Raw genomic sequence first — 21036 nt, forward strand, 5'->3', positions numbered from 1 at the left:
TGGGGGTGCGCCGATCGGATCCGCGACCGGCAATGTGTACAGTGTGAACATCTGCAACGACCGTAACAACTGCCGGAAGGAGGATCAAGGGTGAGCGTTGATTCCCGTCCCTACCATCACGGCGATCTGCGTCGGGCGCTCATCGACGCAGGCCTCGACGCCACCAGGCAGGGCGGACCCGACGCACTCGCGCTTCGCGACGTGACGCGACGCGTCGGCGTGTCCGCCAACGCCGCGTATCGTCACTTCGCCGATCGCGAGGCGCTGCTGGACGCCGTCGCAGCCGAGATCTTCGAGCGTGTCGCCGATCGCATGGCCGCGGCCCTGCCGGCACGGACCACGTCGAGAGCGGATGCCGCACTCGAGCAGCTGCGCGCCGTCGGCCTCGGCTACATCGGCTTCGCCCGCCGCGAGCCCGGCTGGTTCCAGGTGGTGTTCTTCGGAGGCCGTACCGGCGAAGCGCTCGCCTCTCCCCCGCCGGCTCCCTACCGTGCGCTGACCGACGCCCTCGACGCACTCGTCGCCGCGGGACTCCTGAGCGCGGACCGCCGCGGCAGCGCGCCATGGATCTGCTGGTCGGCGGTGCACGGGTTCGCCGAGCTCATCATCCACGGTCCGCTTCGGGCGGTCGCGGACGACGAGGTGGACCTCCTGGCCGAACGCTGCGTCGACGCCGTCATCGCGGGAGTGCTGGCGCCGATGGCGCCCACGCCGCAGAGCGGTTCGGTGACGCAGGCGGATCAGCGGTCGGCGAGTGCGCCGGCGATACCGCCCAGCGAGAAGTAGCGGTGCAGCACGCCGAACAGGATGAGCGGCGGCAGCACGATCACGAGGATGAGGCCAGGCGTCCGTGCGGACTGCAGACCGATCGGGAGGGTGTAGAGGGCGTTCGACTTGATGAAGACGAGCGCCACGAGGTAGTCGTTCCAGGTGAGCAGGAAGCAGTAGATGGCGGTCGACACGATCCCCGGCCAGCACGCGGGGAGCACGACGCGGAGGAACCCGCCGAAGACGGAGCATCCGTCGAGCCACGCCGACTCCTCGAGCCTGATGGGGATCGTGTCGATGTACGCGGTCATCATCCAGACGGCGACGGCCACGGACAGCCCGATGTAGATGAGCGTGATGCCGCCGAGCGAGTCGACCAGTCCTGCGCCGGCGAACACGACGAAGAGCGGGATGACGAGCACGACGACCGGGAGCGACTGCACCACGAAAAGCACCAGCGAGTAGCCCGAGACGATTCGTCCCCGAGCCCGCGACAGCGCGTAGGCGGCCGGTGCCGCCACGGTCAGGGTCACGACGGTGGTCGTCACCGACACGAGCAGACTGTTGCCCAGCCAGGTGAGGGCCGGCGTGTACTGGAACGTCGCGAGGATGCCCGCCAGCGGTCCGCCCGGGCCGCGCGTTCCCAGCGCAGCGGTCAGCGTCGGCAGGAGCGGCGAGATGACCAGCAGCGTGATGATGGCGATCGCGACAAGCCGCACGGCAGCTCCGACGACCGCGCCGGGGCGACGGATCATGCTCTTGCGGCGCGACATCGCCCCCGGGACGTCACGTGAGACGGCCTGCACTCAGCTCGCTCGCTGGAGCGGCGAACCGGGTGCGGTGGCGGCATCTCGCTCCGGCTCCGCGGTGTGCACGCTCGGGAAGAGCTGCGGATTCACGTCCAGCAGCACACGCAGCGCACCCACCCAGACCATCGCCGCGAGCACCAGATGCACCGCGACCAGCAGTGCCGGCAACGCGGTCAGCGCCTGGATGAGGCCGACGACGCCCTGCACTGCCACGATCGCAAGGAATCCCAGGGTGCGCACGAGCGGGGTCGTGGCGTGGGAGCGCCAGAGCACGACCGCCAGGAGGACCGCGACGGCAAGCGTCGCTGCGCCGAGCGTGCCGTGCACGATGGTGATGTCGATCCAGTCGAAGCCCATGCGGGGAACGTCGGCGGAGTCGCCCGAGTGCGGTCCGGATCCGGAGACGAGAGTCCCGACAACGATGAGCACGGCGGTGAGGGCCGCCAGCGTCCAGCTCAGGGCGCGGGCCGGCGCGGTGATGTGAGCACGGGCATCCGTGGTGACGGGCTTCTCGTGCACGCGGTGCCAGGTCAGCGTCGTCGTGGTGAGCAGACCCATGGCCATGACGAAGTGGAACGCGACGACGTAGGGGTTGAGACCGGTCCACACGCTGATACCGCCTGCGACGGCGTTCACGACCACGAGCCAGAACTGCGACCAGGCCAGGCGCGTGATGCTGCGCACCCGTGGCTTCTGCAACCTGGCGGCGATGATCACCCAGGCCACGGCGAAGCACAACAGCACGGTGAGCATTCGGTTGGAGAACTCGATGACGGCGTGGATGCCCATGGCCGGGGTCGGCGCAATCGAGCTCGCGTCGCAGGTGGGCCAGGTCGGGCAGCCGAGCCCCGAACCGGTGACGCGCACGATGCCGCCCCCCAGCACGATGAGGATGCTCACGATGAGGGATGCGGTCGTCGCCCAGCGCAGAGATCGGGGCGAAAGGGTGTACCGGTCCGCGAGCCAGCCCAGCGGTGTTTTCAGCATTGCCACGGTCAGAACGGGAGCAGCGGGTCGACAGCGATCGCCACGAACAGCACCGACAGGTACGTGATGGAGCCGTGGAAGACACGCATCGGGGACGGGTTCTCGTGGCGGATCGCCAGCGCGTAGAGGCGGTGGGTCTCGTAGACGAACCAGACGCCGGAGGCCAGCGCCGTCACCGTGTAGACGAGGCCCATGTGCGCGACCGGAACGAGCAGAAGCGAGCACGCGACGGTGGCCCAGGCGTACAGGATGACCTGCAGTCCTACGACGGCACGACCGCGCGTCACGCCGAGCATGGGCACGCCGACCGACTTGTAGTCGTCGCGGTATTTCATGGACAGCGGCCAGTAGTGCGGCGGAGTCCAGAGGAAGACGACGCCGAACAGGATGAACGGCGCCCAGTCGAGCGAGCCTGTCACCGCGGCCCAGCCGATGAGCACGGGGAAGCATCCCGCGATCCCGCCCCAGATGATGTTCTGCTGCGTGCGGCGCTTCAGCCAGAGCGTGTAGATGAAGACGTAGAAGAGGATGGCGGCGACCGAAAGCACCGCAGCGAGCCAGTTCGTCGTGAAGTACAGCCACACCGTGGAGGCGACTGCCAGTGCCCACGAGAAGACGTATGCCTCGCGCGGGCTCAACTCGCCGGTGACGAGAGGCCGCTGCTTCGTGCGGTTCATCACCTTGTCGATGTCGCGGTCGATGTAGCAGTTGAACGCCGCGGCCGAGCCGGCGCTCATGGCGCCGCCGATGACCGTCGCGACGATGAGCCACAGGTTGGGCACGCCACCCTGAGCGAGGAACATCACCGGAATGGTGGTGACGAGCAGGAGCTCCATCACCCGAGGCTTCGTCAGGGCGACGTACGCGGCGAACTTGCGCCGGAAACCGATCCGCGCCGGTGCCAACCGGCTTTCTACAGCAACGCCCATCGCTCCTCAATCACGCACAAGCCCGCCATCGAGTCTAGAGGCGATTGAGGTGAGAGTCGCACGAGCCCGCTCGTACGGCCGATCCGAGTGAGCCTGTGAGCGACGAAGCGGCGCCAGGGGTGATCGAAGCGAGAGGCGTCCAAGCTCGCTCGTGCCCTTCGGCGCACGGGCGGCCGTTTGTGGGGATGGCACAGCGTCGACCGGCCGCTGACCATCGCTTTCTGGCAATCTCCCTATACTTGGTGGTGCTCGCCTCTCGATGCATTCCCCTGCCCACGGAACTTCTCCGCGGGCGTCGTGTGCACGGGTGCCGAAGAAGTCTGGGGCGCGCGCACTACCTCCACCGGTGCGGGTCCGTTCTACGGGACCCCTCTCGCATCGACGACACAAGAAGGGTCAGTCTCAAGTGGCAGCACTGCAATGGGATCCCATTGACAACAAGGCAGTCGACACCGCGCGCATCCTGGCGGCGGACGCCGTGGAGAAGGTGGGCAACGGGCATCCCGGCACGGCCATGAGCCTCGCCCCGGCCGCATACCTGCTGTTCCAGCGCGTGATGCGCCGCGACCCGAAGGACCAGCACTGGCTCGGCCGCGACCGCTTCATCCTGTCGGCGGGCCACAGCTCGCTGACTCAGTACGTGCAGCTCTACCTGGGCGGATACGGCCTCGAGCTGGACGACCTGAAGGCGCTCCGCACGTGGGGCTCGCTGACTCCCGGCCACCCCGAGTACCGCCACACCGACGGCGTCGAGATCACGACAGGTCCGCTCGGCCAGGGACTCTCCTCCGCCGTCGGCTTCGCGTACGCGAGTCGCTACGAGCGCGGACTCTTCGACCCGGATGCCGCGCCCGGCACGAGCCCGTTCGACCACTTCGTCTATGTGATCGCCAGCGACGGCGACCTGGAGGAGGGCATCACGAGCGAGGCATCCTCGCTCGCCGGCCACCAGGAGCTGGGCAACCTGGTCGTCATCTACGACAGCAACCAGATCTCCATCGAAGACGACACGAACATCGCCTTCACCGAGGACGTCGCGGCGCGCTACGAGGCATACCACTGGCACGTGCAGGTCGTCGACTGGAAGAAGACCGGTCAGTACGTCGAGGACGTGCAGGAGCTGTTCGACGCGATCGAGACGGCGAAGGCCGTGACCGACAAGCCGTCGATCATCATCCTCAAGACGATCATCGGATGGCCCAGCCCGAAGAAGCAGAACACCGGCAAGATCCACGGATCCGCGCTCGGCGCCGACGAGCTGCGTGCCGTCAAGGAGGTGCTCGGCTTCGACCCCGAGCAGACGTTCGAGGTCGCAGACGAGGTCATCGAGCACACCCGCGAGGCCATCGAGCGGGGTGCGGACCAGCGCGCGCAGTGGCAGGTCGGATTCGACGCCTGGGCCGAGGCCAACCCCGAGCGCAAGGCGCTGCTCGACCGACTTCTGAGCGGTGAACTGCCGGAAGGCGTCGAGGATGCGCTGCCGGTGTTCGAGGCAGGCAAGGACGTCTCGACTCGTGCGGCCAGCGGCAAGGTGCTGAACGCGCTCGGAGCCGTTGTGCCCGAGCTGTGGGGCGGATCCGCGGATCTCGCCGAGTCGAACAACACGACCATCGAGGGTGCGGCATCCTTCGTCCCCACCGAGCGCTCGACGCACGAGTGGGCCGGCAACCCGTACGGCCGCGTGCTGCACTTCGGCATTCGCGAGCACGCGATGGCCGCCATCCTGAACGGCATCGTGCTGCACGGACCGACCCGTCCGTTCGGCGGCACCTTCCTCATCTTCAGCGACTACCAGCGTCCGTCGCTGCGTCTTGCCGCGCTGATGAACGTGCCGTCCACGTTCGTCTGGACGCACGACTCCGTCGCGCTCGGCGAGGACGGTCCGACGCATCAGCCGATCGAGCAGCTGGCGACGTTGCGCCTCATCCCGAACTTCACCGTGGTGCGCCCCGGTGACGCGAACGAGGTGGCGTACGCCTGGCTCGAGATCCTGAAGCGCCGCGGCGGGCCGGCAGGCATAGCCCTCACCCGCCAGAACATCCCGGTGTTCGAGCGCGGCGACGGTGCGGCATCCGGCGACGTCTTCGCGTCAGCAGCCAACGTCGCCAAGGGCGGGTATGTGCTCGCGGAGGCGCCGAACGGGACCCCTGACGTCATCCTGATCGCCACGGGATCCGAGGTGCAGCTGGCTGTGAACGCCCGCGAGGAGCTGAAGGCGGCCGGCGTCAACGCCCGCGTCGTCTCGATGCCCAGCCAGGAGTGGTTCGAGGAGCAGAGCGCGGAGTACAAGGAGTCGGTGCTGCCGGCATCCGTCACCGCTCGCGTCTCCGTCGAGGCCGGCCGCGCGCTCACGTGGCGCGACTACGTCGGTGACAAGGGCCGCAGCGTCTCGATCGAGCACTTCGGTGCCTCGGCCGACTACAAGACGCTGTTCACGAAGTTCGGCATCACCACGGAAGCCGTTGTTGCCGCTGCCAAGGAGACCGTCGCCGCCCAGTAGGGCCGCGATGACAGGCGAAGAAGTCAAGAAGAAGAGGCGAGAGAAATGACCGAAACCAGCACCGCACGACTCGCGGCGGAAGGCGTGAGCATCTGGCTCGACGACCTGTCCCGTGAGCGCATCACCTCCGGCGGGCTGCAGAAGCTGATCGACACGCGCAACGTCGTCGGCGTCACCACCAACCCGACCATCTTCGCGACCGCTCTCTCGAAGGGCGAGTCGTACGACGAGCAGGTCCGTGAACTGGCTGCGGCCGGCAAGGACGTGCACGAGGCGGTCTTCGAGATCACCACCACGGACGTCCGCAACGCGTCCGACGTGTTCGCGCCCGTCTACGAGGCATCCGGTGGCAAGGACGGTCGTGTCTCGATCGAGGTCGAGCCGGGGCTCGCGCACGACGCGGCCGGCACCATCGCACAGGCCAAGCAGCTGTGGGCGAAGGTCGACAAGCCGAACGCGATGATCAAGATCCCGGCGACGGTCGAAGGCCTGGAGGCCATCGCCGCCGTGACCGCCGAGGGCATCAGCGTCAACGTGACGCTGATCTTCAGCCTCGAGCGCCACCGCGAGGTCATCAACGCGTACCTCACGGGTCTCGAGCGGGCGAAGGAGGCGGGCATCGACCTGTCGACCATCCGCTCCGTCGCGTCGTTCTTCGTCTCCCGCGTCGACACCGAGATCGACAAGCGCCTCACAGCGATCGGCACCCCCGAGGCGCTGGCGCTGAAGGGCAAGTCGGCCGTGGCGAACGCCCGTCTCGCCTACCAGGTGTTCGAGCAGGCGTTCGACTCCGAGCGCGCCAAGGTGCTGCTCGCCGCGGGTGCCAACAAGCAGCGTCCGCTCTGGGCGTCCACCGGCGTCAAGGACCCGGCGTTCCCCGACACGCTGTATGTGACCACGCTCGTCGCTCCCGACGAGGTGAACACCATGCCGGAGAAGACGCTCGAGGCCACCTTCGACCACGGCGAGATCACCGGCAACACCATCGCCGGCACGTACGACGAGTCGAACAAGGTCCTGAACCAGATCGCCGCACTCGGCATCTCCTACGACGACGTCACCCAGGTGCTCGAAGACGAGGGTGTGTCGAAGTTCATCGTGTCGTGGAACGAACTGCTCGACACCGTGTCCGCCGCGCTCGCCCAGGCGGGTGCCAAGGAGACCGTGCAGTGAGCTTCAAGATCCACGTCAGCGGCGACGCGGAGGCAGCTGTCAAGCGACACGTGCCGTCGCTCGTTGCGGATCTGGTGGCATCCGGCATCACGGCCCAGGACGCAGCACTCTGGGGACCGGATGCGGAGTCCGAGGCGTCCGTCCGGTTGGGCTGGACGGAGGCCGTGGCCATCGCCCGGCCCCTGGTGCCGCAGATCGTGGAGCTCCGCGAGCGGTTCCTCGCAGAGGGCGTCAACCACTTCGTCCTCAGCGGCATGGGCGGCTCGTCGCTCGCCCCCGAGGTGATCACGCGCACAGGCAACCTCGAGCTGACCATCCTGGACACCACCGATCCCGGCCAGGTGCTCGACGCGGTGAACGACCGTCTTGCCACCAGTGTGCTGGTCGTATCCTCGAAGTCCGGCTCCACGGTCGAGACCGACAGCCACCGTCGCACGTATGAGAAGGCGTTCCGGGACGCCGGCATCGACCCTGCCGGTCGCATCGTCGTCGTCACCGACCCCGGCTCACCGCTCGACGTGTCGGCCCGCGAGGCCGGCTACGCCGTCTTCAACGCAGACCCGAACGTCGGTGGACGCTATTCGGCGCTCACCGCGTTCGGCCTCGTGCCGTCCGGGCTTGCCGGATTCGACATCGAGGAACTGCTCGAAGAGGCCGAGACGATCTCGCTCGAGCTCGCCATCGACGACGCGACCAATCCGGGTCTCATCCTCGGTGCGGCGATCGCCGGCACTCAGCCGCTCCGCGACAAGCTCGGCATCATCGCCGACGGCACCCACATCGTCGGGCTCGCGGACTGGGCCGAGCAGCTCATCGCGGAATCGACCGGCAAGCTGGGCAAGGGTCTGCTGCCCGTGGTGCTCGACGTGGTCTCTCCCGAACTCGACGAGAAGCTGCCCGACCTGCAGGTCGTCCGCCTCGTGGACAATGCGGAGGCGCACCACCTCTTCCCCGCGGATCGTCACCACGGCGAGATCCTGGTCTCCGGCACGCTCGGCGCGATGTTCCTGGTCTGGGAGTACGCCACAGCGGTCGCCGGTCGACTGCTGGGGATCAACCCGTTCGACCAGCCCGACGTGGAATCCGCGAAGGTCGCAGCGCGCGGCCTGCTGGACGCCCGTCCGGAGCCGACCGATCCGGCCTTCGTCGACGGCGGCATCGAGGTCCGCGGCGACGCCGCACTGCTCGGTGACGCGACGACGGTCGACGACGCGATCGGGAAGCTGCTCGAGCAGCTGCCCGCGGACGGATATGTCGCCGTGCAGGCCTATGTGAACCGCATCGCCCTGCCGCAACTGGCTGGCATCCGTGATCTGCTGGCGGCCAGAGCCAAGCGCCCCGTCACATTCGGCTGGGGGCCGCGTTTCCTGCATTCCACCGGCCAGTTCCACAAGGGCGGGCCGGCCGTCGGCGTGTTCCTGCAGATCCTGAGTCACGAGACCGAGGACCTCCAGGTGCCCGACCGGCCGTTCACGTTCGGCCAACTCATCACCGCGCAGGCCGACGGCGACGCCGCGGTGCTCGCCGAGCACGGCCGTCCCGTGCTGACTCTCACGCTCACCGACCCCGCCGCGAACATCGAAACGCTGTTCGGCGACGTGGACGCCTGAACCGATACGAGGAGATCCATGTCACCGGTGGAGATCACCGCGAACTCCAACCCGCTGAGGGTGCCGACGGACCGTCGGCTGAACCGCATCGCCGGCCCGAGCAGCCTCATCATCTTCGGCGTGACGGGTGACCTGTCGCGCAAGAAGCTGATGCCGGCCGTCTACGACCTGGCCAACAGAGGCCTGCTTCCCCCAGGCTTCGCGCTCGTCGGATTCGCCAGGCGCGACTGGGAGGACGAAGACTTCGAGAAGGTCGTCTACGAGGCGGTGAAGCAGTACGCGCGCACCGAGTTCCGCGATGAGGTCTGGAAGCAGCTCGCACAGGGCATCCGCTTCGTCTCCGGCGAGTTCGACGACGACGAGGCGTTCGAGCGCCTCAAGAAGACCGTCGACGAGCTCGACCGTGATCGCGGAACGATGGGCAATCACGCGTTCTACCTGTCGATCCCGCCGAAGGCCTTCCCGCTCGTCACCGAGCAGCTGCGCCGCTCCGGTCTCGCGGAGCAGTCGAAGGGATGGCGCCGGGTCGTCATCGAGAAGCCGTTCGGCTCCGACCTCAAGACGGCGCGCGAGCTCAACAAGGTCGTCGAGTCGGTCTTCCCGCCGGATTCGGTGTTCCGCATCGACCACTACCTCGGCAAGGAGACGGTGCAGAACATCCTCGCTCTGCGCTTCGCCAACGAGTTGTACGAGCCCATCTGGAACGCGAACTACGTCGACCACGTGCAGATCACCATGGCCGAGGACATCGGCGTCGGCGGTCGTGCCGGATACTACGACGGCATCGGGGCGGCGCGCGACGTCATCCAGAACCACCTGCTCCAGCTGCTCGCTCTCACGGCCATGGAGGAGCCGGTGTCCTTCGACGCCGCGGATCTCCGTGCCGAGAAGGAGAAGGTGCTGAAGGCGGTGCGGCTGCCGAAGGATCTCTCCACCGCCACCGCACGCGGCCAGTACTCCAGCGGATGGCAGGGCGGCGAGAAGGTCGTCGGCTTCCTCGACGAAGACGGCATGAACCCGCAGTCCACCACCGAGACGTACGCGGCGATAAAGCTCGGCATCGGAACCCGCCGGTGGGCCGGCGTTCCCTTCTACCTGCGTGCCGGCAAGCGGCTCGGACGCCGCGTGACCGAGATCGCCGTCGTCTTCAAGCGTGCTCCGCAGCAGCTGTTCGCGGAGAGCCAGACGTCGGCGCTCGGGCAGAACGCGCTCGTCATCCGCGTTCAGCCGGACGAAGGCGTGACCATCCGCTTCGGCTCGAAGGTGCCGGGTGCCGGCATGCAGGTGCGCGACGTGAGCATGGACTTCGGATACGGCCATGCCTTCACGGAGGCGAGTCCCGAGGCGTACGAGCGCCTCATCCTCGACGTGCTGCTCGGTGATCCGCCGCTGTTCCCACGGCACGAGGAGGTCGAGCTCTCGTGGAAGATCCTCGACCCGATCGAGGAGTACTGGGCGTCCCACGGCGCACCGGAACAATACCGGCCCGGAACGTGGGGTCCGGCATCCGCCGATGAACTGCTTGCCCGCGACGGCCGCACTTGGAGACGCCCATGATCGTCGACCTGCCAGACACCACGACCAGCAACGTCTCGAAGACGTTGATCAAGATCCGCGAAGAGGGCGGCGCCGTCGCCCTCGGCCGCGTGCTCACGCTGATCATCGCCACGCAGCTGGGCCAAGAAGAAGAGGTCATCGAGGCCGCCAACGAGGCGTCGCGCGAGCATCCGATGCGCGTCATCGTCGTGTCGACCGCCGACCGCGACCACCCGCACGCGGATGCCGACAGCCGGCTGGACGCGCAGATCCGTGTCGGCGGCGATGCAGGAGCCAGCGAGGTCATCGTGCTGCGCGCCTACGGCGACACCGCGAGCGACGAGGAAGGCCTTGTCACAGCGCTCCTGCTGCCGGATGCGCCCGTCGTCGTGTGGTGGCCTGGGACGGCGCCGGACGTGGTGTCGACCTCGCCGCTCGGACGGATCGCCACGTGCCGCATCACGGACTCGTCTGCCGCCGGCGACCCGCACGAGGCGCTGCTGCACCTCGCCGAGACGTACGCCCCCGGCGACACGGACTTCGCCTGGACGCGTCTGACGCTCTGGCGGGCCCAGCTCGCCGCGGTCCTCGATCAGCCGCCGTACGAACCCGTCGTGTCCGTGGAGGTGTCGGGTGCCCCCGACTCCCCGTCGACCGTGCTCCTCGCCGCCTGGCTGCGCCTTCAGTTGGATGCCCCGGTGCAGCACGACCTCACAGCTCGCCAGCGAGGGCTGAGCGGAATCCACGGCGTGCAGCTGGTACGTGCCTCGGGCACGATCGAGCTCGTGCGCGACATGCCCGATCTGGCTACGCTCACGCAGCCGAACCAGCCGACGCACGACATCGCACTCCCCCGTCGCAACCTGCGGGACTGCCTCGCGGAAGAGCTGCGCCGACTCGATCCCGACGAGCTGTACGGGGAGGTGCTCACCAAGGGCCTCCCGCTTCTGGAGGCCGAGGAGCAGGGGGCAGGTTCCCGATGAGCGGCGAACGGCGGGTGCTGGTCCACCCGGACAAGGACGCACTCGTCGCGTCGGTCGCGGCGAGGTTCCTCACCAAGACCGCGGACATCATCCGCGACCGGGGAACCGCGCACGTCTGCCTCACCGGGGGCACAGCAGGCATCGCCGTTCTGGCGGCGGCCTCAGGTTCGCCCGCGCGCGACACGATCGACTGGTCTGCCGTGCACTTCTGGTGGGGCGACGAGCGCTGGGTTCCGGCAGACTCGGACGATCGCAACGACAAGCAGGCTCGTGAGGCACTGCTGGACCACCTCGACGTGCCGGACGGCAACGTGCATCCGTTCCCCGCATCGGACTCGGGCCTGGAGCTCGACGCGGCCGCCGACGCGTACGCGAGCGAGCTGGCGCGTTTCGGGAACGACGAGGTCGCGTATCCGCGATTCGACATCACCTTCCTCGGTGTCGGGCCCGACGGGCACATCGCCTCGCTGTTCCCCGATCGCAGCGGAATCCGCGAGACGGAGCGGTCCGTGATCGCCGTGCGCAACTCGCCGAAGCCACCGCCCGAGCGGCTCAGCCTCACCCGCCCGGTTCTCAACGCGTCAGCGCGCATCTGGCTGGTGCTGTCCGGCTCGGACAAGGCATCGGCGCTCGGCCTGGCACTGGCGGGCGCCAGCTACACCGAGGTGCCGGCGGCAGGAGCGAAGGGCCGCAAGCGCACGGTGTTCTTCGTGGACCGGGATGCCGCGGCCGAGGTTCCCGAGAGCCTCATCTCGCCGGAGTACTGAGTTCGGCAGGACCGACGACCAAAAGGGGCGGTTCCGATCTGATGATCGGAACCGCCCCTTTTCGTCGAGTGCGTGATTCGGTTGAACGAATCCCCCCGTGCGACTCAGTTGGTGGGCGTGAGACGTCCGCGACGCTGGCGCAGCTGCTGCAGCGCCTCGTCGAGAAGCTGCTCCGCCTCCTCCTCGGTGCGGCGCTCCTTCACGTACGCGAGGTGCGTCTTGTACGGCTCGAGCTTCGCGAGTGCCGGCGGGTTGTCCTTGTCGCGTCCGGCCGGGAGCCCGGACGTCGGGCAGTCGATGGTGTCGGGGATCTCCTCATCGGGGAGGTTCGCCGCGAAGTAGCGGACGGTCTCGTTGCCGAGCGCATCCCAGTATCGAACCGCGATGCGGTCCGCGTGGTAACCGTGGTCCTGCTCCCCCATCGGACCGGATCCGACTCGGGATCCCCTGATCGCACTGCCGCCTGAAGCCATGAATCCTCCTTGATCGTTCGAACGTCGTACCGGCTGTGAGGGCCGCTACGCGCTGAACTTCGTGATGAGACCCAATACCACGATGCAGACGATCCAGACCAGGGCGAGGATGACCGTGATGCGGTTGAGGTTGCGCTCAGCCACACCGGATGCCCCGAGGTTGGAGGTCATGCCGCCGCCGAACATGTCGGACAGGCCGCCGCCGCGCCCCTTGTGCAGCAGGATGAGGAGGGTCAGCAGGAGGCTCGTGATGCCGAGCAGCACCTGAAGAACGACCGTGAGAATCTGCACGAGGTGAAGCCTTTCGGGTTGTGGTCCGGTCCGGCGAACGCGCGCCGGACCGGCATCCATTATATCGACTCGATGTCCCGTCGCGTCGAACGGCGACGCCTGCACGGTGTCGGATCCGACATTCGCCGGAACGGGAACGGGCGTTCGGAGCGGGGTGACGCAGAGCGCCCATCCGTTCCGAACGCCCGGTCGACGCGGAATCCGCTCGGCTACACGCCGACGTGCTTCTGGTAACGCGCGATGGCCGAGAACCCTTCGACGTCGAGGCTGGCGCCTCCGACGAGAGCTCCGTCGACGTCGGCCTGACGCATGAAGCCGGCGATGTTGTCCGCCTTCACCGAGCCGCCGTACAGGATGCGCGTGGCCCCTGCCGCCTCGTCGCCGAGGTGCTCGGCGATCGTGTCGCGCAGAGCCTTGGCGACCTGCTGCGCCTGTTCCGGCGTCGCGGCCTGTCCCGATCCGATCGCCCAGACCGGCTCGTAGGCCACCACGAAGTCGGATCCCTTCGGGATGGACACCAGGGCGACCTTCAGCTGTGCGACGGGCACCGCGCTGGCACCGTGCGTCTCGAGATCCTCGGCGGTCTCGCCCACGCAGATCAGCGGAACGACGCCCGCACCGATGGCGGCCGCGGTCTTCGCCGCGACGATCTCGTCGGTCTCACCGTGCAGCGTGCGCCGCTCGGAGTGCCCGATGATCACGTAGGCGCAGTCCAACTGGGCCAGGAACGGGGCAGCGATCTCACCCGTGAACGCGCCGGACGCGTGCTGGCTGACGTCCTGGGCGCCGTAGGCGATCTGCAGCTTGTCGGCCGACACCAGGGTCTGCACGCTGCGCAGATCGGTGAACGGGGGGAAGACCGCGACCTCGACGGCACCGAAGTCGTGGTGTGCGTCCTTCAGACTCCAGGCGAGCTTCTGCACGAACGCGATGGCCTGCAGGTGGTCGAAGTTCATCTTCCAGTTGCCGGCGATGAGCGGCACGCGGCCGCCCGTCGTGGTCACGCCTGCCATCCGAGCACCTCCAGGCCGGGGAGGGACTTGCCCTCGAGGAATTCGAGGCTCGCGCCACCTCCGGTCGAGATGTGGCCGAACTGGTCGTCGTCGAATCCGAGGGCACGGACGGCTGCTGCGGAGTCCCCACCGCCGACGACGCTCAGACCGCGGGTCTCGGTGAGCGCCTGAGCGACCGCACGGGTGCCATCGGCGAAGGGAGCCAGCTCGAAGACGCCCATCGGGCCGTTCCAGAACACGGTCACCGACTCGCGGATGATCTCCGCGAACCTCGCTGCGGTCTCCGGTCCGATGTCGAGGCCGAGACCGGCGGCGCCCCACGGCGAGTCCTCGATCGAGGATGCGGGACGCACCTCGTGCTCGGCATCCGCCCCGAACTTCGAGGCGACGACGACATCGGTCGGCAGGATGAGCTCGACGCCCAGCTCCTCGGCCTTCGCCAGGTAGCCGCGCACCGTCTCGATCTGGTCGGACTCGAGCAGACTCGAGCCGACCTTGTGCCCCTGCGCGGCGAGGAAGGTGAAGAGCATGCCGCCGCCGATGAGCAGTGTGTTCACGCGTGGCAGCAGGTGGCCGATGACGCCGAGCTTGTCGGAGACCTTCGACCCGCCAAGCACCACCGTGTATGGGCGCTCCGGTGCGCCGGTGAGGCGGTCGAGCACCTCGAGCTCGGTGGCGATGAGCAGACCGGCGGCACTGGGCAGCGCCTTCGCGAGCTCGTAGACGCTGGCCTGCTTGCGGTGCACGACACCGAATCCGTCGGACACGAACGCGTCGCCGAATGCGGCGAGCTTCGCCGCGAACGCTGCGCGCTCCTCCTCCGACTTGCTCGTCTCCTCCGGGTTGAAGCGGAGGTTCTCGAGCACGGCGACGTCGCCGTCGGCGAGAGATGACACCGCATCCTTCGCGGATTCACCGACGGTGTCGGAGGCGAACCGGACAGGCTTGCCGAGCAGCTCCCCCAGTCGCTTCGCGACCGGAGCAAGGCTGTACTTGGGATCGGGCGTGCCGTCGGGACGTCCCAGGTGCGAGACGACGACGACCCGGGCACCCTGGGTGGTGAGGGCGTTGATGGTGGGCAACGACGCACGGACACGGCCGTCGTCCGTGATCTCCCCGTCCTTCAGGGGGACGTTGAGATCACAACGGACGACGACCGTGCGGCCGGCGAGCGAACCCAGTGAGTCGAGAGTGCGGAGCGTCACAGAGTTCCTTCGTGGTGGAATTAGAGGCGCTCGGCCACGTACTCGGTGAAGTCGACGAGGCGGTTCGAGTAGCCCCACTCGTTGTCGTACCAGCTCGAGATCTTGACCAGGTTGCCGCTGACGTGGGTCAGGGTCGAGTCGAAGATCGACGAGTGCGGGTTGCGCTGGATGTCGGTGGAGACGATCGGGTCCTCGTTGTACTCGAGGATGCCCTTCAGGCGACCCTCCGACGCGGCAGCCTTGAACGCGGCGTTGATCTCATCGACGGTCAGGTTCTCGCGCGACGTGACGAGCGTGAGGTCGACGATCGAGCCGGTGGGAACCGGAACGCGGTAGGAGGAGCCGTTCAGCTTGCCGTTCAGCTCGGGCAGCACGAGGCCGATGGCCTTGGCGGCGCCGGTCGAAGCCGGAACGATGTTGATGGCGGCGGCGCGTGCGCGACGCGGGTCGCTGTGCGGGCCGTCCTGCAGGTTCTGGTCGGCGGTGTACGCGTGCGCGGTCATCATGAAGCCGCGCTCGATGCCGAACTCGTCGTTGAACACCTTCGCCAGTGGCGCGAGGCAGTTGGTTGTGCAGGACGCGTTGGACAGGATGTCCATGGTCGCCGGGTCGTAGGAGTCCTCGTTGACGCCGACGACGAACGTTCCGTCGTCTCCGCTGGCCGGAGCCGAGATGATGACCTTCTTGGCGCCGGCGGTGAGGTGCTTGCGGGCATCCTCTGCCTTGGTGAAGCGTCCGGTGGACTCGATGACGACGTCGACACCGAGGTCGCCCCAGCCGAGGTTCGCGGGGTCGCGCTCGGCGAGGACCTTGATGGCCTTGCCGTTCACGATGATGCTGTCGCCATCGACCTCGACGGTCGCGTCGAGACGGCCGCCGACCGAGTCGTACTTGAGGAGCTGTGCGAGTGCCGTCGGATCGGTGAGGTCGTTGACGGCGACGATGTCGAGATCGCTGCCCTTCGCCAGTGCTGCGCGGAAGTAGTTGCGACCGATGCGGCCGAACCCGTTGATGCCGATCTTCACGGACACGGAGATCTCCTGTTACTGGGGCGCCGTTCGGCGCTGGATTGCGAGAAAGGAACGAACGGACGACGGTGTCCCGGGCGGATCCCACCCGGGACACCTACCCGCTAAGACAGTAGCAGCAGGCCCGACGTCTTTTCGCGCGCCTTGGTGAAGCGCTCCTGCACGTCACCCCAGCCCACGATGTTCCAGAACGCCTTGACGTAGTCCGCCTTCACGTTGCGGTAGTCGAGGTAGAACGCGTGCTCCCACATGTCCAGCAAGAGCAGCGGGATCGTGGCCGTCGCGAGGTTGCCCTGGTGGTCGTACAGCTGCTCGATGATCAGCTTCTGTCCGAGGGAGTCCCAGGCGAGGATCGACCAGCCGGAGCCCTGGATGCCGAGCGCCGACGCCGTGAAGTGGGCGCGGAACTTGTCGAAGGATCCGAAGAACTCGTCGATCGCGGATGCCAGCTCACCGGTCGGCTTGTCGCCGCCGTCCGGAGACAGGTTGTTCCAGAACACCGTGTGGTTCACGTGACCGGCGAGATTGAACGCGAGGTCCTTCTGCAGCTTGTTCACGTAGGTCAGGTCGTCGGCGTCACGTGCTTCCTGGAGCTTCGCGATGGCGGTGTTCGCCCCGTCGACGTAGGCCTTGTGGTGCTTGTCGTGGTGGAGCTCCATGATGGTCCCGCTGATGCTCGGCTCGAGCGCCGAGTAGTCATAGGGAAGATCAGCGAGCGTGTAGTCAGCCATTCACTCTCTCCTCGTTCTTCGAGCGCGGTGCGAGGGCCGCACCGCGGTCTGAGCAACGTTTCCACTCTAGTGAGACGGCACCGAGCGCGGCGGAACGGATGACGCGGGGAGACGGCGAGATCGACGCCGTCGTCTACAGGTCGAGGTCGGCGGGGAGGTTGGCGTCGGTGCCGGGGATGCCGAGCTCGACGGCACGCTTGTCCGCCATGGCGAGCAGGCGTCGGATGCGTCCGGCGACGGCATCCTTCGTCATCGGCGGATCCGCGTGGTGTCCCAGCTCGTCGAGGCTGGCGTCTCGGTGGGCGAGACGGAGCTCGCCCGCATAGCGCAGGTGGTCGGGCATGGTAGGCCCGAGGATCTCCATCGCTCGCTCGACGCGGGCACACGCTGCGACAGCGGCCTGCGCGGAACGGCGCAGGTTCGCGTCATCGAAGTTGACCAGGCGGTTGGCTGTCGCCCGCACCTCACGGCGCTGTCGAAGCTCCTCCCAGGTGCGAACGGTGCCGACGGCACCCATCCGCGTGAGCATCGCGCCGATGGCTTCGCCGTCCCGGATGACGACACGATGCACCCCGCGCACCTCACGAGCCTTCGCGGGAACACCGAGCCGGCCTGCGGCACCGACGAGCGCCATCGCGGACTCGTTGCCCGGGCACGTGATCTCCAGTGCTGCGGAGCGGCCGGGATCCGTCAGGGAGCCATGCGCGAGGAAGGCACCGCGCCAGACCGCGGCGAGATCCTCCTTCGACCCGGTGGTGAGCCTGTTCGGCAGGCCGCGGATCGGCCGGCGATGCTGATCGAGGAGTCCGGTCTGCCTGGCCAGCGTCTCGCCGCCGTCGAGCACTCGAACGGTGTAGACCGTGTTCTTGCGGATGCCGCCCGCCGACGTCACCGACACCTCGCTGCGCACTCCGTACAGTTCGGCGAGAGCCTTGCGCACGTGCCTGGCCAGGCCGGGAGAGTCCAGTTCGGCTTCGACGGCGATGCGGCCGGAGATGAGGTGAAGTCCACCGGCGAGGCGCAGGATGGTCGCGAGTTCCGCAGCCCGCACCGTGTTCTTGCCCGCCTCAACGCCGAGGAGTTCTTCTTTGACGTCAGCGGTCAGTGCCAATCGCGTGGGTCCGTTCTGTGTTTCGTGCATGGTCGCCGCGTGCGGCAGAGGAGCGGCGCTCAGTGTCCGTCATTCCCGGCCGAGGTCGCGATGCTTGATCGAGACCGCCACGCCGGGAGCATCGCGCAACCGTGCAGCCAATGCTTCAGCAATGCAGACGGAGCGATGCTTACCCCCAGTGCAGCCTACCGCGATGGTTGCGTGCCGCTTGTTCTCACGCCGATACCCCTCGAGCACGGGACGCAGGGCACGCGAGTAGTCGTCGACGAAGTCCAGGGCCCCTGGCTGGTCGAACACGTAGTCGCGCACCGGCGCGTCGAGGCCGGTCAGCGGCCGCAGCTCCGGCTGCCAGAACGGATTCGGCAGGAACCGGGCGTCTGCCACCATGTCGGCGTCGGGCGGCAGTCCGTACTTGAAACCGAAGCTGAGCAGCGTGAGCTGGATGTCGGCCGCGTTCTCCGCGGCGAAGATCTGGTTGATCTCGACCGCGAGCTGGTGGATGTTCAGGTCTGACGTGTCGATGATGATGTCCGCCGACTCGCGAAGCTCGCGGACCCGCGCCCGCTCGGCCATGATCCCGTCGAGGATCGTGCCGGAGGCTTGCAGCGGATGCGGACGGCGCACGGACTCGAAGCGGCGCACGAGCGCGGCATCCGTTGCGTCCAGGAAGAGCAGCCGCACCTGGGTGCCGCTGCGCAGCGACTGGAGCATGTCCTGCAGGTCGGAGAAGAAGCCTCTCCCCCGCACATCGACGACAGCCGCAATGCGTGGAAGCGTCGATCCGGCACGCGCCACGAGGTCGATGAGAGGTCGCAGCATCTGGGGCGGCAGGTTGTCGACGACGTACCAGTCGAGGTCCTCGAGTGCGTTCGCAACGGTGGACCGTCCCGCCCCGGACATGCCGGTGACGACCAGCAATTCCTGGTGCTGGCCCTCTGTTTCCGTCTGCTCCTCGCTCATCCCCCGCCTCGGATCGAGAATCGACTGTCTCTCAACCCTATGGTGTGTCCGGCGATTCGGGGCCGGATGCCGCGCGCTCGGCGACCCGGGACTGGTCGGATGCATCCTCTGCGTCCGACGAAACCGGCTGTGGTGCGCTGGGCTCAGCCTCCGTGTGCAGTGTCGAGTGGATCGTCGTGGCCAGCGTCGGGCCGATGCCCTTCACCTCGGCGATGAGCTCGGGCGTCGCCTGCCGCAGGCGCGCGACCGAGCCGAAATGCTTCAGCAGCTCCCGCACGCGTGCCGGGCCGAGTCCGGGGATATCCGCGAGCGTCGACGAGATGTCCCGCCGCCGCTTGGCGCGCTGGTAGGTGATCGCGAAGCGGTGCGCCTCGTCGCGAATGCGCTGCACAAGGAAGAGAGCGTCGCTGTTTCGCGGCAGGATGACAGGGAAGTCCGAGTCGGGAAGCCACAGCTCCTCGAGCCGCTTGGCGATGCCGGCGAGCTGGATGCCCGTCACGCCGGATTCCTCGAGCGCGCGGCGTGCGGCAGCGACCTGCGGCTGTCCGCCGTCGACGAGGAGGAGCTGCGGCGGGTAGGAGAACTTGCGCGGACGGCGTCCCACCTCGGGGACATCGGGCTCCGCGGGCTCGGGCTCAGTCGATTCCGACACCGTCACATCCTGGTCTTCCCCGGCGTCCTGTCCGGGAACGACCGCGGCAGCGGTGTCGAGCGAATCGTCGAAGGGATCGTCCCTGCCGTCCGGACGGAGATACGCGAGGCGTCGGGTGAGCACCTGGTAGATGGACTCGGTGTCGTCGGTGGACGCCGGGATGCTGAACCTGCGGTACTGGTCCTTGCGGGGCAGCCCGTCTTCGAACACCACCATGGAGGCCACGATGTTCGTGCCAGACAGGTGGGAGACGTCGTAGCACTCCATGCGCAGCGGCGCATCCGGCATGCCCAGAGCGTCGCGAATGTCTTCAAGAGCCTGCGACCTGGCAACGAAGTCCGCGCTTCGCCGTGTCTTGTACAGCATGAGCGCGTTCTTGGCGTTGGTCTCGGCGGTCTGCGCAAGCGCCGCCTTCTCTCCGCGCTGCGCCACGTGCAGCCGCACCTTCGATGGAGCGATCCCCCTGCTGTGGCGGGATTCGGCGTCTTCCGCCCGTCGAGCGCCGAGCCACTGCTCGAGCTCCGCGGCATCCTCGGGCAGCACGGGGACGAGGATCTCGCGCGGCGGCGCGAACTCGCCTTCGTACGCGTTCTCGAGCACCGTCTCGATCAGCTCGGAGACGTCGACGTCGAGCTCCTTGTCGACGACCCAGCTGCGCGTGCCGCGGATGCGTCCTCCGCGGACGATGAACTGCTGGACGGCAGCGGCGAGCTCGTCGTCGGCGATGCCGAAGACGTCGACGTCGACATCCTCCGAGAAGACCACAGCGGTCTTCTCCATGACGGCGCGCATGGCCTGGATGCTGTCCCGGTAGCGCGCGGCCGCCTCGTATTCCTGCTGCTCGGCCGAGTCGCGCATCCGCTGCTCGAGAGCACGGACGTAACGTGTGTCGTTTCCGGCCATGAACGACACGAAGTCGTCGGCGACCTCGCGGTGCTCCTCCTGCGTTACCCGCCCCACGCACGGTGCGACGCATTTGCCGATATCGCCGAGCAGACAGGGGCGTCCGGTGATCTCGGCCCGACGGTACACGCCGTCCGAGCAGCTGCGCATCGGGAACGCCTTGAGCATGAGATCGAGGGTCTCTCGGATGGCCCAGACCTTCGTGTACGGCCCGAAGTACCGTGCGCCGGCGATCGTGCGGTTGCGCGTCACCATGGCTCGCGGAACGTCGTCTGCGAGCGTGACGGCAAGATACGGATAGGTCTTGTCGTCGCGGAACTGCACGTTGAACGGAGGGTTGAACTCCTTGATCCACGTGTACTCGAGCTGCAACGCCTCGAACTCGTTCGCGACAACCGTCCACTCGACGCTCGCCGCGGTCGTGACCATGCGACGGGTACGCTCGTGCAGATTGCGCAGCGGCTGGAAGTAGTTGCTCAGCCGGGCGCGGAGGTTCTTCGCCTTGCCGACGTAGAGCACCCGCTTCGTGGCATCCCTGAACCGGTACACGCCCGGCCCCGTCGGGATCTCGTTCGTCTTGGGACGATAGGCGACGGTGTCTGCCATC

19 protein-coding genes are annotated in these 21036 nt (G+C 67.6%); 7 read left to right on the forward strand and 12 right to left on the reverse strand.

Annotation, left to right across the window (positions count from 1 at the left end):
- The first annotated feature begins 90 nt into the window (after positions 1-90).
- Complete coding sequence (locus ACX9R5_RS11655) at positions 91-786, forward strand: TetR/AcrR family transcriptional regulator (protein WP_459409212.1); 696 nt, start codon at positions 91-93, stop codon at positions 784-786.
- Here the strand turns inward: ACX9R5_RS11655 and ACX9R5_RS11660 are convergent.
- From ACX9R5_RS11660 to ACX9R5_RS11670, 3 genes are read right to left on the reverse strand one after another with little or no spacing between them, the layout of a single operon-like run.
- Positions 741-1574 (reverse strand): carbohydrate ABC transporter permease, encoded by an 834-nt coding sequence (locus tag ACX9R5_RS11660; protein WP_459409213.1) that lies wholly within the window; start codon positions 1572-1574, stop codon positions 741-743. The genes ACX9R5_RS11655 and ACX9R5_RS11660 overlap by 46 nt on opposite strands.
- Positions 1575-2564 (reverse strand): COX15/CtaA family protein, encoded by a 990-nt coding sequence (locus ACX9R5_RS11665; RefSeq protein WP_459409670.1) that lies wholly within the window; start codon positions 2562-2564, stop codon positions 1575-1577.
- 8 nt (positions 2565-2572) lie between these two features.
- Positions 2573-3493 (reverse strand): heme o synthase, encoded by a 921-nt coding sequence (locus ACX9R5_RS11670; protein ID WP_459409214.1) that lies wholly within the window; start codon positions 3491-3493, stop codon positions 2573-2575.
- A 406-nt stretch (positions 3494-3899) separates the two neighbouring features.
- On the opposite strand from ACX9R5_RS11670, the gene tkt reads away from it, so the two are divergent.
- Genes tkt through pgl form a run of 6 tightly spaced genes read left to right on the forward strand, consistent with a single transcriptional unit; the run spans position 3900 to position 12062 of the window.
- Positions 3900-5993, forward strand: coding sequence for a transketolase (tkt, locus tag ACX9R5_RS11675; RefSeq protein WP_459409215.1), 2094 nt, complete (start codon positions 3900-3902; stop codon positions 5991-5993).
- A gap of 45 nt (positions 5994-6038) precedes the next feature.
- Positions 6039-7166, forward strand: a complete 1128-nt coding sequence (tal, locus tag ACX9R5_RS11680; RefSeq protein ID WP_459409216.1) for a transaldolase — start codon at positions 6039-6041, stop codon at positions 7164-7166.
- A complete protein-coding gene (locus tag ACX9R5_RS11685) occupies positions 7163-8776 on the forward strand; it encodes a glucose-6-phosphate isomerase (RefSeq protein WP_459409217.1) in 1614 nt (537 codons plus the stop codon). The genes tal and ACX9R5_RS11685 overlap by 4 nt, the downstream gene beginning before the upstream one ends.
- Before the next feature lie 18 nt (positions 8777-8794).
- Entirely contained in the window at positions 8795-10333 is a 1539-nt protein-coding gene (gene zwf / locus ACX9R5_RS11690) for a glucose-6-phosphate dehydrogenase (protein ID WP_459409218.1), read from the forward strand.
- The gene (locus ACX9R5_RS11695) at positions 10330-11295 is read left to right on the forward strand and encodes a glucose-6-phosphate dehydrogenase assembly protein OpcA (protein ID WP_459409219.1); all 966 of its coding nucleotides are present in this window, start codon (positions 10330-10332) and stop codon (positions 11293-11295) included. The genes zwf and ACX9R5_RS11695 overlap by 4 nt, the downstream gene beginning before the upstream one ends.
- On the forward strand, positions 11292-12062 hold the full coding sequence (gene pgl, locus ACX9R5_RS11700) for a 6-phosphogluconolactonase (RefSeq protein WP_459409220.1): 771 nt from the start codon (positions 11292-11294) through the stop codon (positions 12060-12062). Before ACX9R5_RS11695 ends, pgl begins: the two co-directional genes overlap by 4 nt.
- A gap of 104 nt (positions 12063-12166) precedes the next feature.
- On the opposite strand, the gene ACX9R5_RS11705 is transcribed toward pgl, so the two are convergent.
- From ACX9R5_RS11705 to uvrC, 9 genes are all read right to left on the reverse strand, one after another.
- Entirely contained in the window at positions 12167-12535 is a 369-nt protein-coding gene (locus ACX9R5_RS11705) for an RNA polymerase-binding protein RbpA (protein ID WP_459409221.1), read from the reverse strand.
- Between the two features lie 45 nt (positions 12536-12580).
- The gene (gene secG, locus ACX9R5_RS11710; RefSeq protein ID WP_459409222.1) at positions 12581-12826 is read right to left on the reverse strand and encodes a preprotein translocase subunit SecG; all 246 of its coding nucleotides are present in this window, start codon (positions 12824-12826) and stop codon (positions 12581-12583) included.
- A 209-nt stretch (positions 12827-13035) separates the two neighbouring features.
- Entirely contained in the window at positions 13036-13839 is an 804-nt protein-coding gene (tpiA, locus tag ACX9R5_RS11715) for a triose-phosphate isomerase (RefSeq protein WP_459409223.1), read from the reverse strand.
- Positions 13827-15044, reverse strand: a complete 1218-nt coding sequence (locus ACX9R5_RS11720; RefSeq protein ID WP_459409224.1) for a phosphoglycerate kinase — start codon at positions 15042-15044, stop codon at positions 13827-13829. The genes tpiA and ACX9R5_RS11720 overlap by 13 nt, the downstream gene beginning before the upstream one ends.
- Positions 15045-15064: 20 nt before the next feature.
- Positions 15065-16075 (reverse strand): type I glyceraldehyde-3-phosphate dehydrogenase, encoded by a 1011-nt coding sequence (gene gap / locus ACX9R5_RS11725; RefSeq protein ID WP_459409225.1) that lies wholly within the window; start codon positions 16073-16075, stop codon positions 15065-15067.
- 101 nt (positions 16076-16176) lie between these two features.
- Positions 16177-16803 carry a superoxide dismutase gene (locus ACX9R5_RS11730; protein ID WP_459409226.1) on the reverse strand — a complete coding sequence of 209 codons (627 nt, stop codon included), beginning with the start codon at positions 16801-16803 and terminating at the stop codon, positions 16177-16179.
- A 133-nt stretch (positions 16804-16936) separates the two neighbouring features.
- Positions 16937-17914, reverse strand: coding sequence for a DNA-binding protein WhiA (whiA, locus tag ACX9R5_RS11735; RefSeq protein ID WP_459409671.1), 978 nt, complete (start codon positions 17912-17914; stop codon positions 16937-16939).
- Positions 17915-17983: 69 nt separating this feature from the next.
- Positions 17984-18874 carry an RNase adapter RapZ gene (rapZ, locus tag ACX9R5_RS11740; protein ID WP_459409227.1) on the reverse strand — a complete coding sequence of 297 codons (891 nt, stop codon included), beginning with the start codon at positions 18872-18874 and terminating at the stop codon, positions 17984-17986.
- Between the two features lie 37 nt (positions 18875-18911).
- Entirely contained in the window at positions 18912-21035 is a 2124-nt protein-coding gene (gene uvrC, locus ACX9R5_RS11745) for an excinuclease ABC subunit UvrC (RefSeq protein WP_459409228.1), read from the reverse strand.
- Position 21036 lies beyond the last annotated feature (1 nt).

The organism is Rathayibacter sp. CAU 1779, assembly GCF_054551755.1.